Annotated in this window: 16 protein-coding genes; 7 read left to right on the forward strand and 9 right to left on the reverse strand. The window is 65.6% G+C overall.

Going from position 1 to position 14,524, the window contains the following annotated elements; genetic code table 11:
• Window positions 1-9: 9 nt before the first annotated feature.
• Complete coding sequence (locus J2R80_RS04575; RefSeq protein ID WP_076824827.1) at window positions 10-630, reverse strand: shikimate kinase; 621 nt, start codon at window positions 628-630, stop codon at window positions 10-12.
• Between the two features lie 145 nt (window positions 631-775).
• Here J2R80_RS04575 and J2R80_RS04580 point away from each other — a divergent pair, with 145 nt between their 5' ends.
• From J2R80_RS04580 to J2R80_RS04595, 4 genes are all read left to right on the forward strand, one after another.
• Window positions 776-922 carry a histidine kinase gene (locus tag J2R80_RS04580; protein WP_253638074.1) on the forward strand — a complete coding sequence of 49 codons (147 nt, stop codon included), beginning with the start codon at window positions 776-778 and terminating at the stop codon, window positions 920-922.
• A gap of 16 nt (window positions 923-938) precedes the next feature.
• Entirely contained in the window at window positions 939-1,922 is a 984-nt protein-coding gene (xerD, locus tag J2R80_RS04585) for a site-specific tyrosine recombinase XerD (protein WP_057015546.1), read from the forward strand.
• A gap of 203 nt (window positions 1,923-2,125) precedes the next feature.
• The gene (locus tag J2R80_RS04590; protein ID WP_253638075.1) at window positions 2,126-3,088 is read left to right on the forward strand and encodes an acetyl-CoA carboxylase carboxyltransferase subunit alpha; all 963 of its coding nucleotides are present in this window, start codon (window positions 2,126-2,128) and stop codon (window positions 3,086-3,088) included.
• Between the two features lie 229 nt (window positions 3,089-3,317).
• Window positions 3,318-4,811, forward strand: a complete 1,494-nt coding sequence (locus tag J2R80_RS04595; RefSeq protein WP_253638076.1) for a murein L,D-transpeptidase family protein — start codon at window positions 3,318-3,320, stop codon at window positions 4,809-4,811.
• Window positions 4,812-5,275: 464 nt separating this feature from the next.
• Here J2R80_RS04595 and J2R80_RS04600 read toward each other — a convergent pair whose 3' ends face one another.
• Together J2R80_RS04600 and J2R80_RS04605 are read right to left on the reverse strand one after the other, a co-directional pair.
• Complete coding sequence (locus tag J2R80_RS04600) at window positions 5,276-5,506, reverse strand: hypothetical protein (protein ID WP_057015635.1); 231 nt, start codon at window positions 5,504-5,506, stop codon at window positions 5,276-5,278.
• Window positions 5,507-5,574: 68 nt separating this feature from the next.
• On the reverse strand, window positions 5,575-6,651 hold the full coding sequence (locus tag J2R80_RS04605; RefSeq protein ID WP_253638077.1) for a flavodoxin family protein: 1,077 nt from the start codon (window positions 6,649-6,651) through the stop codon (window positions 5,575-5,577).
• 198 nt (window positions 6,652-6,849) lie between these two features.
• Between J2R80_RS04605 and J2R80_RS04610 the strand changes: the two genes are divergently transcribed.
• Genes J2R80_RS04610 through J2R80_RS04620 form a run of 3 tightly spaced genes read left to right on the forward strand, consistent with a single transcriptional unit; the run spans window position 6,850 to window position 8,302 of the window.
• The gene (locus tag J2R80_RS04610; RefSeq protein ID WP_253638078.1) at window positions 6,850-7,473 is read left to right on the forward strand and encodes a phosphatase PAP2 family protein; all 624 of its coding nucleotides are present in this window, start codon (window positions 6,850-6,852) and stop codon (window positions 7,471-7,473) included.
• On the forward strand, window positions 7,470-7,817 hold the full coding sequence (locus J2R80_RS04615) for a DUF3147 family protein (protein WP_057015633.1): 348 nt from the start codon (window positions 7,470-7,472) through the stop codon (window positions 7,815-7,817). The genes J2R80_RS04610 and J2R80_RS04615 overlap by 4 nt, the downstream gene beginning before the upstream one ends.
• Window positions 7,814-8,302 carry a hypothetical protein gene (locus tag J2R80_RS04620; RefSeq protein WP_253638079.1) on the forward strand — a complete coding sequence of 163 codons (489 nt, stop codon included), beginning with the start codon at window positions 7,814-7,816 and terminating at the stop codon, window positions 8,300-8,302. The genes J2R80_RS04615 and J2R80_RS04620 overlap by 4 nt, the downstream gene beginning before the upstream one ends.
• A gap of 6 nt (window positions 8,303-8,308) precedes the next feature.
• Here J2R80_RS04620 and J2R80_RS04625 read toward each other — a convergent pair whose 3' ends face one another.
• Genes J2R80_RS04625 through J2R80_RS04650 form a run of 6 tightly spaced genes read right to left on the reverse strand, consistent with a single transcriptional unit; the run spans window position 8,309 to window position 14,474 of the window.
• Entirely contained in the window at window positions 8,309-9,010 is a 702-nt protein-coding gene (locus J2R80_RS04625; RefSeq protein ID WP_253638080.1) for an ABC transporter ATP-binding protein, read from the reverse strand.
• Window positions 9,003-9,737 carry an ABC transporter ATP-binding protein gene (locus J2R80_RS04630; protein ID WP_253638081.1) on the reverse strand — a complete coding sequence of 245 codons (735 nt, stop codon included), beginning with the start codon at window positions 9,735-9,737 and terminating at the stop codon, window positions 9,003-9,005. The genes J2R80_RS04625 and J2R80_RS04630 overlap by 8 nt, the downstream gene beginning before the upstream one ends.
• Entirely contained in the window at window positions 9,724-10,818 is a 1,095-nt protein-coding gene (locus J2R80_RS04635) for a branched-chain amino acid ABC transporter permease (protein WP_253588262.1), read from the reverse strand. Before J2R80_RS04635 ends, J2R80_RS04630 begins: the two co-directional genes overlap by 14 nt.
• A 7-nt stretch (window positions 10,819-10,825) precedes the next feature.
• Complete coding sequence (locus J2R80_RS04640; RefSeq protein WP_028337305.1) at window positions 10,826-12,043, reverse strand: substrate-binding protein; 1,218 nt, start codon at window positions 12,041-12,043, stop codon at window positions 10,826-10,828.
• Between the two features lie 4 nt (window positions 12,044-12,047).
• The gene (locus tag J2R80_RS04645; RefSeq protein ID WP_028337306.1) at window positions 12,048-12,905 is read right to left on the reverse strand and encodes a branched-chain amino acid ABC transporter permease; all 858 of its coding nucleotides are present in this window, start codon (window positions 12,903-12,905) and stop codon (window positions 12,048-12,050) included.
• A gap of 54 nt (window positions 12,906-12,959) precedes the next feature.
• Entirely contained in the window at window positions 12,960-14,474 is a 1,515-nt protein-coding gene (locus J2R80_RS04650) for an amidase (RefSeq protein ID WP_253638082.1), read from the reverse strand.
• Window positions 14,475-14,524: the final 50 nt, after the last annotated feature.

A 14,524-nucleotide genomic window follows, 5' to 3' on the forward strand; every position in this document is an offset into this window, starting at 1 on the left:
AGGTCGCGTTCAATCCATCACAGGTGGTTGCTCGTCGGCCGGACGCGCACCACACAGATGCGCATGCAGGGCCTCGAGGCATTCGTCGACGATGCGGTCGTGCGGCACGTCGCGCGAGGCAATCGTCAAATCGGCGGTGCCGTAGACCGGCTCGCGCTCGCTGAGCAGGCGGTTGACGGTCGCCTCCGGGTCGGGGGTGTGCAACAGCGGACGATCGGCGCGGCGGCGCACCCGGCGCATGATGATATCACTGTCGGCCTTGAGCCAGATCGAGATCGCGCGGTCGCGGATCCGGTTGCGGGTCTCCTCGCGCATGAAGGCGCCGCCGCCGGTCGCCAGCACGACCGGGCCATTGCCGAGGATGCGGGCGATCACCCGCGCCTCACCGTCGCGGAAATACGGCTCGCCCTTGCTCTCGAAGATCTCCGGGATAGTCATGTCCGCCGCCGCCTCGATCTCGGTGTCGGCATCGGTGAACGGCAGCTTGAGTCGCGCCGCCACCCTCCGGCCGATGGTCGACTTGCCGGCCCCCATCATGCCGACCAGCACGATCGACCTCGTCCCCAGCGCGGCCGCGATGTCGGCCTCCAGGGTCGGGTGGGTAGGCGCCGGTACGGCTGCGTCGGACATCAAAAAGCTCGGATATTGGGACGAATTGTTCAGAATTCGAGCCACCTATACTACCCCCGGCGACACCCTTACCAGCGACTCTTGCAACCGCGCGGGGAACATGTTGGATGATTTCATTGGTTAATTCGCCGCCCGAGTCGCCTCCATGCCCAGCCTGTTCCGCTTCCTGACGGTCGTCGCCGTGATTTTCGGGATCGGCTACGGCATCGTCTTCGCGCTGGCGAATTTCGTGCACCCGAAGCCGCGGGAAATGACGGTGACCATCTCACCGGATAAGTTCCTCAAGAAATAGACGCTATGATTCCGGCATGCCCGCTGCTGCCAAAAATCCCGCCAAGACCCTCGCCAAGTCCTCCGACGCCAGACTGACCGCGTTGTTCCTCGACATGCTCGCCGCGGAACAGGGCGCCGGCGCCAACACGCTCGACGCCTACCGGCGCGACCTCACCGATTTCTCCGACTACCTCGCCCATGCCGGCGCCGATTTCACCAGCGCCGACACCGAGACGCTGCGTGGCTACCTCGCCGACCTCGATGTCAGAGGCTTCAAGTCGACCAGCGTGGCGCGGCGGCTGTCGGCGATGCGGCATCTCTACCGTTTCCTGCTCAATGAGCGGGTCCGCACCGACGATCCGGCCGCGATCCTGTCCGGCCCGAAGCGCGGCCGCGGCCTGCCCAAGGTGCTGTCGATCGCCGATGTCGACCGCATGCTGACCCGCGCCAAGGAACTGACCCAGACCGACGTCTCGCCGGCGCAGCGGCTGCGCGCGCTGCGGCTGTATTGCCTGCTCGAGGTGCTCTACGCCACCGGCCTGCGCGTCTCCGAGCTGGTGTCGCTACCGGTCTCGGCGGCGCGGCGCGATGCGCGGATGATCGTGGTGCGCGGCAAGGGCAACAAGGAGCGGCTGGTGCCGCTGAACGACGCCTCGCGCCAGGCGATGGCAGACTATCTCGCAGCGCTGGAGGTGATGCAGCCGAAGGCGAAGAAAGCCGCGCCGGCGAAATGGCTGTTTCCGTCCTCCGGCGAGAGCGGCCATCTGACCCGGCAGCATTTCGCCCGCGATCTGAAGGAGCTCGCGAGCGCCTCCGGCCTTGCGCCGCGGCTGGTCTCCCCGCACGTGCTGCGTCATGCGTTTGCCAGCCATCTGCTGCACAATGGCGCGGACCTGCGCATCGTGCAGACCCTGCTCGGCCACACCGACATCTCGACCACCCAGATCTACACCCATGTGGTCGAGGAGCGGCTGAAGAGCCTGGTCCGCGACCTGCACCCGTTGGCGGAGAAGTCCTAGGGATCCGAAGCCCAGAGACCTCAATACCTTCATCTGATCCGCCTTGACTTCCGCTTCGTCTCCGCAGAAAGAGCGTCACTTGCTTGCGATCCCGAAGCGTGCATTCCACCCGGATGCGCGTTAACCGTTTGAAGTTACAAAGCTTCTCTTTCCGACGCCGAAACCGCTTCGCCCCTCGCACCGATCTTCCCTATATTGAGTTGATGCCCGACCCGATGCGCAGCTATCTCGACTTCGAAAAACCCGTCGCCGAGCTTGAATCCAAGATCGACGAGTTGCGTGCGCTTGCCGCAAGCGGCAGCGACATCGGCGACGAGGTCGCGCGGATCGAGGACAAGGCGGCGCAGGCGCTCACCGAGCTCTATTCCAATCTGACGCCGTGGCAGAAGACGCTGGTGGCGCGGCATCCGCAGCGGCCGCACTTCACCGATTTCATCGGCGGCCTGATCACCGAATTCACCCCGATGGCCGGCGACCGCAAATTCGCCGACGACGAGGCCCTGGTCGGCGGCTTCGGCCGCTTCCGCGGCGAGAGCATCTGCGTGGTCGGCCAGGAGAAGGGCGCCACCACCGAGAGCCGCATCAAGCACAATTTCGGCATGGCGCGGCCCGAAGGCTACCGCAAGGCGGTGCGCCTGATGGAGATGGCCGACCGGTTCGGCATTCCGGTGCTGTCGATCGTTGATTCCGCCGGCGCCTATCCCGGCATCGGCGCCGAGGAGCGCGGCCAGGCCGAGGCGATCGCGCGCTCGACCGACGCCTGCCTGTCGCTCGGTGTGCCCAATGTCGCGATCGTCACCGGCGAAGGCATGTCGGGCGGCGCCATCGCCATCACCACGGCGAACCGCGTCCTGATGATGGAGCATGCGATCTACAGCGTGATCTCGCCGGAGGCGGCATCCTCGATCCTGTGGCGCGACGGCACCAAGGCGCAGGAAGCCGCCAACAGCATGAAGATCACCGCCCAGGACATGCTGCGCTTCGGCGTGATCGACCAGATCCTGAAGGAGCCGTCCGGCGGCGCTCATCGCGACGCGGGCGCGATGATCGCGACCACGGGCGATGCCATCGCCCAGGCGCTCAACGACCTACGAAATCTTGATCCGGACGCGATTCGCAAACAGCGGCGCCAGAAATTCCTCGATATCGGCCGCAAGCTCGGCTGAGGCGCCCAAACCGCCCGATTTTTCGTCCAAATCGACCAATTTTGCCGTAATTGGGCCCCGAGCCGGGTCTTTAACATTCCTTGAACCATGCCTGCTACCGTGAGGGCTGTCCGCCCCGGTTCAGGTTGCGAGCAGGGGTCGTCGAAGGCTAATATTTTACACAATGGCTTCAGGGCATATTCGCCGTGTTGGGGTCGCGAAAATCGCCCGGTGGGTGTGGAGCTCGGACTTGACTCATCGCACGCTCGTACGCGCGCTTCTGACCTCGGCGGTCCTCGCCGCAGGCGTCATGCTCGCCGGTTGTGACAGCGACCAGATCTCGCTCGCGCAGAACGCCAAGGCCAACCAGCCGGTCCCGCCAAAGCTCGTCGCTGCCATGACCGAAAAGGACATGGACATGCAGTCGCCGATCCTGGTGCGGCTGTTCAAGCAGGAGGCCGAGCTCGAGGTCTGGAAGCAGAACCGCTCCGGCCAGTTCGCGCTGCTCAAGACCTATCCCATCTGCCGCTGGTCGGGCGATCTCGGTCCGAAGGTCCGCGAAGGCGACCGGCAGGCGCCCGAAGGGTTCTACTCGATCAACCCGAGCCAGATGAACCCGCAGTCGGCCTATTACCTGTCGTTCAACACCGGCTATCCCAACGCCTTCGACAAGGCGCTCGGCCGCACCGGCTCGCAGCTGATGGTGCACGGCGATTGCTCTTCGCGCGGCTGCTACGCGATGACCGACGAGCAGATCGCAGAGATTTACTCGCTCGGCCGCGAATCCTTCTTCGGCGGCCAGAAGGCGTTCCAGCTGCAGGCCTACCCGTTCCGGATGACGCCGGTGAACATGGCCAAGCACCGCAACAATCCGAACATGCCGTTCTGGAAGATGATCAAGGAAGGCTACGATCATTTCGAGGTGACGAAGCAGGAGCCGAAGGTCGACTTCTGCGAGAAGAAGTATGTGTTCGACGCGGTGAAGGCGCCGGGCGCGACACGCGATCCGGTGTTCGACGCCTCCGCGAAGTGCCCGGCCTATGTGATCCCCGAGGAGATCGCGAGCGCCGTGCACGAGAAGGAGCAGAAGGACGCCGCCGAGACCGCCAAGCTGGTATCCAAGGGCACGCCCGTTGCGCGCCTCAACACCGGCATCGACGGCGGCATGAACGCGATCTTCGCCTCGAAGATTCCGGAAGGAAACACCGGCCTCTCCGAAGGCGGCGACAGCCAGGCGCTGGCATCGATGTCGCTGGCGCGCGCGCCCGGCACGATCCCCGGTACGGTCAATCCGCCGAAGCCCAATCTCGCGGTCCAGCAGGAAGAGCCGGTCGTGGCGACGACGTCGTCCACCGCATCGTCAGCCGGCATCCGCGTTGCCTCGGCGAACGCGTCCGACAAATCCGCCTCTGACAAATCCGCCTCTGACAAGTCCGAAGGCCTCTTCTCCAGCTTTGCCCGCAAGGTCGGGATCGGCGGCACCGCCGACGCCAGCAAGACGACCGCGCCGGCTCCGGCCGCTGCCGCACCAGCCAAGCCGAAGGTCGCCGAGGCCAAGCCGCAATCGGTGGTTCGCGTCGCCCCCAAGGCTGAGCCGAAGCAGGCCGCCAAGCCCGCGCCGAAGCCGGCAGTGACCACGGCCGCAGCCGCCGCACCGGCCCCGTCGTCGTCGACCCAACTCGCCGGCTCCGCGCCTGTCGTGCAGACCAACTCGTTCGACACCCGCTTCTCGGCGGTGAAGTAGGCGGGGCGCGTCTGCGCGAAGACAGCTCGCTGCCGCTTGTCGCAATGCTGCTGTAGCGCAAACTATTTCCAGCCGTCGTCCCTGCGAAGCAGGGACCCAAAACCACCGAACTTGATCGTGAATGGGATCGTGGCCCCAGCGTCGCGCAACAACTCTCATTTGGGGTAATGGGTCCTGGCTTTCGCCAGGACGACATTGAGTGTGTGGCGCGGTCTGTGAGTCACACCACAACGTTCTCGCGACATGATTTGTCCGAGCTTTGCTCTTCGTTCCGCCCTCTCCGTTGGCAGAGCGCGCAGGGAAAGCCGGGCGCCGATCGCACCCAAAGCGTCAGGCCTGCACGATTTCGCCGTCCGCGTTGCGTGCTTTCGTCAGTACCGCGCGCAGACGCCTCGTCGCTGCCGCACCGCCACGCTCGCAGGTTCGAACACCACGCTCCGTCACCGTCGCATGCGCGTTGACCGTTACATTCCGTGGCTTTCGAAAACCTTCTTGCAGCTTCGGCTCAGGCTGGCCCGCTTCATCTGGAGACAGCTCTGCACGGCGCCGTCATTGCCGAGGTCCTTCCGGCAGAAGCGCTGTGCATCGCGCGTGCACGCGCTCTGTTCCGATGGCGTACCGGAATGCTGCGCCAACGCGGCACCGCTGCTCATCACGGCAGCAGCAACAAGAGCTGCAATCGAAATATAGCGCATTGTGACTTCCTCCCGCGGCCTAACGGGCAGCGGGGGCCCATCGTTCCTTTGGGAACCCGGATTCCATCCTACTTCGGCCGCGGGTCCTCAAGCCCCTTGCCGGGATCTTCCAGATGCCCGGTGCGCGCGAGGTCGACGGCGGCGCCGAGCGCCTGCGCGACATTGCGCACCTGTTCCTGGAAGGCCTTGTCTTCGTCGAGATCGCGATGCGACGTCGCATAGGGCTTCATGTAGCCGACATAGCCATCGATCTCGGCCCTGCCGCCGGCCGAGATCAACTCCATGTCGGTGAGCCAGTCCGCAAGAAAGCGGCGGCATGTTTCCGCACCGACGCTGTCGCCGTGGACCACGATGCCGAAATGCCGGCCGCGCAAATGCTTGGGGTATGGCCAGCCCTTGAGTTCGAGCGCCTTGGCTTCGCTCGCGGTCTTGCCGTGGGTCGAGGTCGGATCGGGATTGCCGCCATCGGCGCAGACCAGGCGATCGATCATCGCCTTGAGTCCGGTCGGCGTCTGGTACCAGTTGACGGGCGAGATGATCATGATGCCGTGCGCGCGCACCCACAGCGGATAGATCTCGTTCATCCAGTCGTCGGTTTGCCCGAGCGAGTAGTTCGGATAGCAGCTGCACGGCCAGTGGCAGAGTGCCATCGAGGTGGAGACGCAGGACTTGCAGGGGTGAATCTCCCTGCCGAACTCGGACGTCAGCCGCGACAGATCGAGCACATCGACCGCGAGGCCCATCTCGCGGAAGGCGGCCTCGGCGATCTCGACCATGCGCCAGCTTTTGGACATCTCGCCGGGACACGTATGTTCGCTGCGCGAGGAGCCGTTGATCAGCAGGATATGCGGCGCTTCGTTTGGATCGTCGTGCCTGCGTTGCGCTTCATCGATGGCATCGCGCGCGGACAGCCAATCGACCGCGAGATCATAGTCGGGATCGGCAAAACCGGGGCCGGCCTTGCGGGTAACCGGCGCCTTGCGCGATTGACGATAGGCGTCCCAGGCGCCGGCGATGATCGTCGCGAGCTCCGTCTGCATGGATTGAAAGACCGGATCGGCAAATCGCTTGCGGTAGCGCCGTTCGAATTCATCGCGCGAAAGCTTGACCGGCGGCATCCCCTTGCGAACGTCCGGCTCCGTCATCGACACCTCTCCCTGCCTACAATCCATCGCCCGCCGTGCATCCCGGTTGGCGCGCGAAACCTCGGGATGAGACCTTGGGATCAAGTCGAGACGGGCAGAGGCTAAAGACCATCGATCTGCATTTGGTTCCTCCGGGCGATGCCTCGCACGCCGGTTAGGACCCATGCCGCGGCTGGCGCGTTGGATGGGAACCTGACCATGGATACGACAACCAGAGTTCGCGCACGCCGCCAGCGAGGCGCCCCCTTCCCGATCACCATTCGCCCGACCGCGGCGGACGCCATGATCGCGCGTGCGATCGCCCGCAACACCGCACCTGCGCCGGAAGAGATCGCCCGCACACTGACCTGGGGCGCTGACGAAAAGGTCCTGCTTGCGCTCGCCGCCGCAGGCTGGCTCGCCTCGCGCGGGCGCGGTGCCTCGCTCGAGCGCGCCGGCAATCACGCGCTGCTGGTGACGGTCGCAGCATCGCTGCTGCCGCATGGCCTGAAGTTGCTGTTCAACCAGACTCGCCCGGATCGCCTGACCGTGGCCGGCCATGCCAACGGCATCCCGATCTCTGGCAAGCGCGACGACGCCTTCCCATCCGGCCACGCGCTGCATATGGGCGCGCTGGCGTCGGCGGCAGCGACATTGCCCGCCGGCGCGCGCCGCCCAATCCAGGCACTCGCGGTCGGCCTCTCGCTGACGCGCATTATGGTTCTCGCACACTGGACGAGCGACGTGATCGCGGGATTCGGGCTCGGAGCACTTCTCGAGCGGCTGCTGCGATTGTGGACCGGCTATCCCGGTGACGATCCACCGCGGGGCAAGGCGCGATGAGCGAATATGTCATCCGCTTTCTCGTGGGCGGGGCCGTGGTGTCGGCCTTCGCGATGCTGGGTGACGTGCTGCGTCCGAAGAGCTTCGCCGGGCTGTTCGGCGCAGCGCCGTCGGTTGCGCTCGCCACCCTCGGCATCGCCGTGTACCAGCACGGCACCGACTATGCCGGCCTGCAGAGCCGCGCGATGATGGCTGGCGCCGTTGCGCTGGCCATCTATAGCTTCGTGGTCTGCCAATTGCTGATTCGCGCGAGGCTCCGCGCTGCCCCCGCCACCTTGCTGGCGCTTGTCGTCTGGCTCGCGATCGTCTTCGGCTTGCTGGGCGTTGCCGGAGGACAGGCATGACACCGGTCCGCGTCTCACTGTCCTCGCTCAGGGAAAGCCGGTGGACCGAATATCTGATCCGCCTCGTGCTCGGTGGCGGCGCCACCGTCCTGACCGGACTGATCAGCAGCACGTGCGGCGCCTATGTCGGCGGCGCCTTTCTTGCACTCCCCGCCATCTTCTGCGCCAGCGCCACCCTCATTGAGAAGCATGAAATCCGCCGCAAGCGGAATGCCGGCCTCGACGGCACGTGGCGCGGGCAGCAGGCCGCGGCGCTCGATGCGGCGGGCGCAGCGCTCGGCGCGGTCGGCATGCTGGCATTCGCCGTCGTCTTCGCGCTGACGGTGGGCCGCAGCGTCCCGGCCGCCTTCATCGCGGCATCGCTGGCCTGGCTGATCTGCTCGGTCGCGGCCTGGTATCTGCGTCGCGAGATGCGATCGGCACGGCGGACGCGGACGCCGGGAGACGGCGTGATCGGCCGCAAGGCCGACCGCCTGCCGCGTTGAAGCCTGCTACGGCGCCAGATAGCGCAACAGTTCCGGATCGCTCCGCACCTCGCTGGCGCCGCCCTGCAGCGCGACGCGACCGCGGTCCAGCACATAGGCATAGTCGGCGACGCGCAGCGCGAGGTCGAGATGCTGCTCGACGATCACGACCGAGATGGTTTTGGCGAGCTCGATCAGCCGTTCGGTGATCTCCTCGATCACGCCGATCCAGACGCCTTCGGTCGGCTCGTCCAGCAGCAGCAGCTTTGGATTGCCGAGCATGGCGCGGCCGATCGCCAGCATCTTGCGCTCGCCGCCGGACAGCGTGCCGGCCGGCTGGTCGAGCCGCTGGCCGAGTTTCGGAAAGATGGCCAGCACGCGATCGACGGCGCTGGCATCGGAATTGAACAGCGAGCCGACGGCGAGGTTGTCGCGCACCGACAGGCGGGCGAACACCGAATGCTCCTGCGGCACATAGCCGATGCCGGAGCGCACCCGCTCCTCGGTGCGGCGGCGGGTGATGTCGCGGCCGTCGAAGAACAACTCGCCCTGCGAGCTTGCGAGCTCGCCGACGATGGTCTTCATCAGCGTGGTCTTGCCGGCGCCGTTGCGGCCGAGCACGGCGACGCCGCCGCGCCAGGGAATGCCGATGTTGACATCGAACAGGACCTGGCTGCGGCCATAACCGGCGTCGAGATGCCTTATATCGAGGAAGGTTTGCTCAGGCACGGCGAAGATAGATCTCCTGGACGCTTTTGTTGGCCTGGATTTCCGCGACCGTTCCCGAGGCCAGCACCTTGCCCTGGTCGAGCACGGTGAGGCGGTCGCAGATGTCGCGGATGAAATCGAGGTCGTGTTCGACGATGACGAGCGAGCAATGCTGCTTGATCGGCTGCAACAGCTCGCCGGTGACGCGGCGCTCTTCGAGGCTCATGCCGCCGGTCGGCTCGTCCAGCAGCAACAGCCGCGGCTTGCCGGCGAGCGCCATCGCGATCTCGAGCCATTGCTGCTGGCCGTGCGACAGCGCCGCGGCGGCGTCATGCGCGCGATCGGCGAGCCGGAACTGGGTCAGCATCGTCATCACCTGGTCGTGCAGCTTCTTGCGGGTGCGCGAGAACACCAGGTCGAACAGCGAGCAGTGTGCCTGCAGCGCCAGCAGGATGTTGTCGTACAGCGTCAGCGTCGGCAGCACCGAGGTGATCTGGAACTTCAGGCTCATGCCGGCGCGCGCGCGCTCGGTCGGCGTGAACGCGGTGATGTCGGTGTTGACGAAGGAGACCTTGCCCGTGGTCGGCACCTCGGCGCCGGCGACGCATTTCATCAGCGTGCTCTTGCCCGAGCCGTTGGGGCCGATCAGGCCGTGGAACTCGTTCTCGCCGACGGTCAGCGCCGCACCGTCGAGCGCGGTCAGCTTGCCGAACACTTTGCTTATGCCTTGCGCCTCAAGGAGCGGCATTGCCGGTCTCCTTCGGGGCTTTGCCGAAACTGCCGACCCGCTCGCGCTCGCCGAGCACGAAGGAGATCAGCCCGAGCGGGCGGAACATGATGACGAGCAGCAGCAGCACGCCGAGGATGATCGGCCAGACGTCGCGATAATTATCCGACAGCCAGAAGCTGACGCCCTCGATGATCACGGTGCCGATCACGGCGCCGATCAACGTGCCGGAGCCGCCGAACAGGACGTAGAGCACGACCTGGGTCGAGAACACGACGCCCAGCATGTTGGGCCAGACGAAGCCCTCGTGGAAGGCATAGAGGCTGCCGGCGAGACCGGCGATGGTGCCGCCGACCGCGAAGATGATCGCCTTCAGATGCTGCGCCTTGTAGCCGAAGAAGGCGATGCGCTGCTCGTTCTCGCGCAGGCCGGCGAGCGCGAGGCCGAATTGCGAGCGGACCAGGAAGCGGCAGAGCAGATAGACGACCACGAGGATGCCGAGCACCATGTAGTAGTAGATCGGCCCCTCCTCGAACTCGTAGCTGCCGAGGGTGAGCGGCGGGATCGACGGGATGCCGTTCTGGCCGCCGAGATAGTACCAGCCGCGCGCCAGCCGGTCCGCGGCATAGGAGCCGGTGAGGGTGCCGAGCGAGACGAAGATCACGCTCGAGGGATAACGCCCGAGCAGCAGGAAGCCGCCGAGCAGCAGCGACGCGGTGAGCCCGATCAGCGTGCCGGCAGGCAGGATCAGGAGGATCGAGGTGACGTTGAGATCGCGCGCCAAGAGCGCCACGCCGTAGCCGGCGGCGCCGAAGAACAGCGCCTGGCCGAAGCTCATGATGCCGGCATAGCCCCACACCAGGTCGAACGACAGGGCGAACAACGCGAGGATCACCACGCGGGTGGCGAACACCGTCAGATAGTCCTGCAGCACCCATGGCAGGACCAGTGCGATCAACAGCACCAGCCCTTCCACGATCGGCAGGACCTTCCATCCTGCCGATACTCGTCCCGCCGGCGCGCTTGCGGCCGGTGCACCCTCGCCCGTCACGACATCTGGTTCCTCACCGACGCGTGCGACAGCCTCTCTTGCTCCAACCATGGATCGCTCAGCATTCCTTGGGATCAACGAGACCGTCGCTGCGCGCGACGATCTCATAGTTCCCGCCTTTGGCAACAGCGGTGTACATCTTCATCTTGCAGTGACGCTTGCCCGGCACCATCTCCGCCGGTCCGCCCGGCCCTTCGGCGATCTTGGCGTGGTCGAGCGCGGCCGCAACGGAGTCGCGGTCGACCTTGCCGGCCTCCTTGACCGCCGCCTCCCACAGCTTGAGGCCGCGATAGGTTCCGGTGGCGGCGCTGCCGGCCGCGAACAGGAAGTTGCCGGGGAAATCCTTCTCATAGGCTGCCTGGAGCTTGGCGTCGAACGGATCCTCCTTGGTCAGCACCTTGAAATAGTCGAGGCAGCTCGCAAGGCCCTCGATCTCGTTGGCCTGATTGATGTTGAGCGTGTTCTCGTCATAGTAGACGCAGGCGAGCCGCCCGCCGTTCTTGAGGAAGCCGGCTTCATAAAGCTGCTTGAAGAACGGGCCGACGCCGGGCGGGATCACGGTGTTGAACACGACGTCGACCTTGTTGGAGATGACGCGGTTCACGGTGGCCGAGAAGTCGACCTGGTCGAGCGGGTAGTATTCCTCGAACACCACCTCGCCGCCGTTCGATTCGATCACCTTGCGGGCGTAGACGTTGAGCGTGTGCGGCCAGACATAGTTGGCGCTCGGCAGCGCGAACTTCTTGCCGCCGTTCTTGATCAGCCAGGGTATGAAGGTGTCGCACTGCTGCGCCGGGGTCGGTCCGGTGCAGAACAGATAGGGCGTGCACTCCTTGCCTTCGTAGAGCTGCGGATAGATGTAGAGCGTCTTGCCGCGCGCCACGATCGGATCCTTGATCGCATTGCGCATCGACGAGGTGATTCCGCCGAGCACCATGTCGACCTTGTCGCGCTGGATCAGCTTGCGGACATTGCCGACCGCGACCGATTCGTTCGAGGCAGTGTCCTCGATATAGAGCTCGAGCGGCCGGCCGAGCAGGCCGCCGCCGGCGTTGATCTCCTTGATCACCATCTTGGCGACGTTGGCGTCGGCGTTGCCGGCATAGGCGATCGGGCCGGTCAGGTCGGTCGCGATGCCGACCTTGATCGGTCCCTCCGCTGCGTTGGCCCAGTCGGGCCTGACCACCCAGCTGCCGACCCCGGTCGCGAGCGCGCCGGTCGCGAACGCGAAATTGCTCATGAAGCGGCGGCGCGTGAGATTGGTGCGATCGAACATCTGACTAAACCCCTTTTCCCGATATGAGGCCCTGCGGGCGGAATTTGATGAAGGCAATGGCGAGCACGAAGACCAGGACGTCGGCGACGACAGGAGACATCACCCAAGGCAGCGCCGCGCTGAGCGTGCCGATCACACCGGCGCCGGCGACCGGACCGATGAAGGAGCCGACCCCGCCGACCATCACGGCGACGAAGCCCTGGATCAGGAAGCGGATGCCGAGATCGGCGAACAGGCTGAACACCGGCACAATCAGCGCGCCGGCAAGTCCGGCCAGCGCCGCGCCGAACGCGAAGGTTGCCCCGTAGATCAGGGGCGTCGAGATGCCCGACGCGCGCGCCAGCGCCGGATTCTCCAGCGTGGCGCGGACCCGAAGCCCGAACGAGGTGCGCGCCAGCAAGAGATAGCAGCCGCCCATCACCAGCAGCGTGATCACGATGATGGTGAAGCGCCAGGCCGAGATGTGGACGGAGCCGAGGTCGATCGAACCGCCGATCGGCTCCGGCACCGTGAGATAGAAGCCGCCGATCAGGCCGCGCACGCTCTCGCGGATGATCAGGCCGAGCGCATAGGTGCCGAGCATCGCCACGATCGGCGCGGCGTAGAACCGCCTGATGATCAGCGCCTCCAGCACGAAGCCGATCGCGCCGACCACGAAGGGCGCCGCGACCATGCCGGCCCAGACCGGCGCGCCGTGGGCGTAGGCCAGATAGGTGACATAGGCCCCGAGCAGGACGAACTCGCCCTGCGCGAAGTTGAAGATGCCCATCATGCTGGCGATGATGCCGAGCCCGAGCACCACCAGCACGATGATCGCGCCGAAGCTCACGATCTCGAACGCCGCGGCAAAAGTGCTAGCCATGTCGTTCGATCCGGCGTTCGATCCATCCAGCCTGCGTCTGCAACAAGCGGCGCCTCACATCTTCTTCCAGTCGCCGGCCTGCTCGAAGGCGTGCGCGGCGCGGTAGATGGTGGATTCCTCGAACATCCGGCCGACCAGCATCAACCCGACCGGCAGGCCGTCGACCATGCCGCAGGGCAGCGACATCGCCGGGTGGTGGGTGATGTCGAACGGCGCGGTGTTGGTGATCATCTCGAGCGCACGGGCGACATAGTCCTCGCGGCTGGCATTGGCCGCCGGCAGCGCCGGCGCCTTCATCGGCGTGGTCGGCAGCAGCAGCAAGTCGTAATCCTTGAACGCCTTGTCATAGGCCGCGGTGAGGCGGCGGGAGATGTTGAGCGCCTTGCCGTAGAAGCGCGGACCGAAATTGTTGTTGATGTAGGTGCCGAGCATCATGAACAGCTTGGTGGTCTCCGACAGCGAGTCCGCCTGGCGGCGCCAGCCGCGATGGAAGTCCATCAGCGAGGTCGAATAGAGGTCGGGCCGGCTGAGGCCGTAGCCGTCGCCGAACATCATGGTCTGGGTCAGGCCTTCGGTGCCGATCGGGGTCCAGATCGCGGGGCCGACCATGTGCATCGGGATCGACACGGTGTCGACAGACGCGCCGAGATCCTTGAAGCGCTTGGCCGCCTCGCGCACGCTTTCATTGACCGCGGCTTCCGCGGTCGGCTGCTCGAAGCCTTCCTTGAGGATGCCGATCTTCATGCCCTTGACGCCCTTGCCCAGCGCCTTGGTGTAATCCTCGACCTTGGGCGCCTTGATGCGCGGATCGTAGCCGTCGTCGCCGGCGATCACCTCGAGCAGCAGCGCGTTGTCCTCCACCGTTGCGGTCATCGGTCCTGTGTGGTCGACGAAGATCTCGATCGGCATGATGCCGGTATAGGGCACGAGGCCCCAGGTCGGCTTCATGCCGTAGGTGCCGCAGAACGAGGACGGCATGCGGATCGAGCCGCCCTGGTCGCCGCCGATCGCCATCTCGACCTCGCCGAGCGCGACCACGACGCCGGAGCCCGACGACGAGCCGCCGGCCGAATAGCCCATCTTGTGCGGATTGTGCACCGCTCCGTAAGAGTTGGTGTGGCTGCCGCCGGACAGGCAGAAGTGCTCGCAATGGGTCTTGCCGGCGATCTCGGCGCCGGCATCGAGCATCCGCGTGACGATGGTGGCGTCGAAATCGGGGATATAGCCTTCCAGCGTCGACGAGCCGTTCGTCATCGGCACGCCGGCCAGCATGATGTTGTCCTTCAGCGCCACCGTCTTGCCCTTGAGCTTGCCGGACGCCGCGCCCTTCACGGTCGACTTGTAGTACCAGGCGTTGCGCGGGTTCTCCTCTGGCGCCGGGCGATAGCCGGGCGTGCGCGGATATTTCACCGCAGGCAGCTCGTCCGGCATCGCGGCGATCACGTTGTAGGCGTCGATCGAGCCCTGCATCAGGCCGCGGAACGAGGCCACATCCTCATCGGTCAGTGACAGGCCGCACTGCTCGGCGACGGCACGAAGTTGCGTTGGCGTGGGAAGGACGACGGTCACGGCGCTCTCCTGATAGCTTTTGATCTTTGGATTTGATCCCTCGACGCAGG

The sequence above is a fragment of the Bradyrhizobium sp. USDA 4541 genome, assembly GCF_024171085.1.
Taxonomy (GTDB): domain Bacteria; phylum Pseudomonadota; class Alphaproteobacteria; order Rhizobiales; family Xanthobacteraceae; genus Bradyrhizobium; species Bradyrhizobium australafricanum.

Bases quoted from the DNA above. Each gene is read 5' to 3' on its own strand.
- J2R80_RS04575 (WP_076824827.1), bottom strand. From the start codon at position 630: ATGTCCGACGCAGCCGTACCGGCGCCTACCCACCCGACCCTGGAGGCC.
- J2R80_RS04580 (WP_253638074.1), top strand. From the start codon at position 776: ATGCCCAGCCTGTTCCGCTTCCTGACGGTCGTCGCCGTGATTTTCGGG.
- xerD (WP_057015546.1), top strand. From the start codon at position 939: ATGCCCGCTGCTGCCAAAAATCCCGCCAAGACCCTCGCCAAGTCCTCC.
- J2R80_RS04590 (WP_253638075.1), top strand. From the start codon at position 2,126: ATGCCCGACCCGATGCGCAGCTATCTCGACTTCGAAAAACCCGTCGCC.
- J2R80_RS04600 (WP_057015635.1), bottom strand. From the start codon at position 5,506: ATGCGCTATATTTCGATTGCAGCTCTTGTTGCTGCTGCCGTGATGAGC.
- J2R80_RS04605 (WP_253638077.1), bottom strand. From the start codon at position 6,651: ATGACGGAGCCGGACGTTCGCAAGGGGATGCCGCCGGTCAAGCTTTCG.
- J2R80_RS04610 (WP_253638078.1), top strand. From the start codon at position 6,850: ATGGATACGACAACCAGAGTTCGCGCACGCCGCCAGCGAGGCGCCCCC.
- J2R80_RS04615 (WP_057015633.1), top strand. From the start codon at position 7,470: ATGAGCGAATATGTCATCCGCTTTCTCGTGGGCGGGGCCGTGGTGTCG.
- J2R80_RS04620 (WP_253638079.1), top strand. From the start codon at position 7,814: ATGACACCGGTCCGCGTCTCACTGTCCTCGCTCAGGGAAAGCCGGTGG.
- J2R80_RS04630 (WP_253638081.1), bottom strand. From the start codon at position 9,737: ATGCCGCTCCTTGAGGCGCAAGGCATAAGCAAAGTGTTCGGCAAGCTG.
- J2R80_RS04635 (WP_253588262.1), bottom strand. From the start codon at position 10,818: ATGGTTGGAGCAAGAGAGGCTGTCGCACGCGTCGGTGAGGAACCAGAT.
- J2R80_RS04640 (WP_028337305.1), bottom strand. From the start codon at position 12,043: ATGTTCGATCGCACCAATCTCACGCGCCGCCGCTTCATGAGCAATTTC.
- J2R80_RS04645 (WP_028337306.1), bottom strand. From the start codon at position 12,905: ATGGCTAGCACTTTTGCCGCGGCGTTCGAGATCGTGAGCTTCGGCGCG.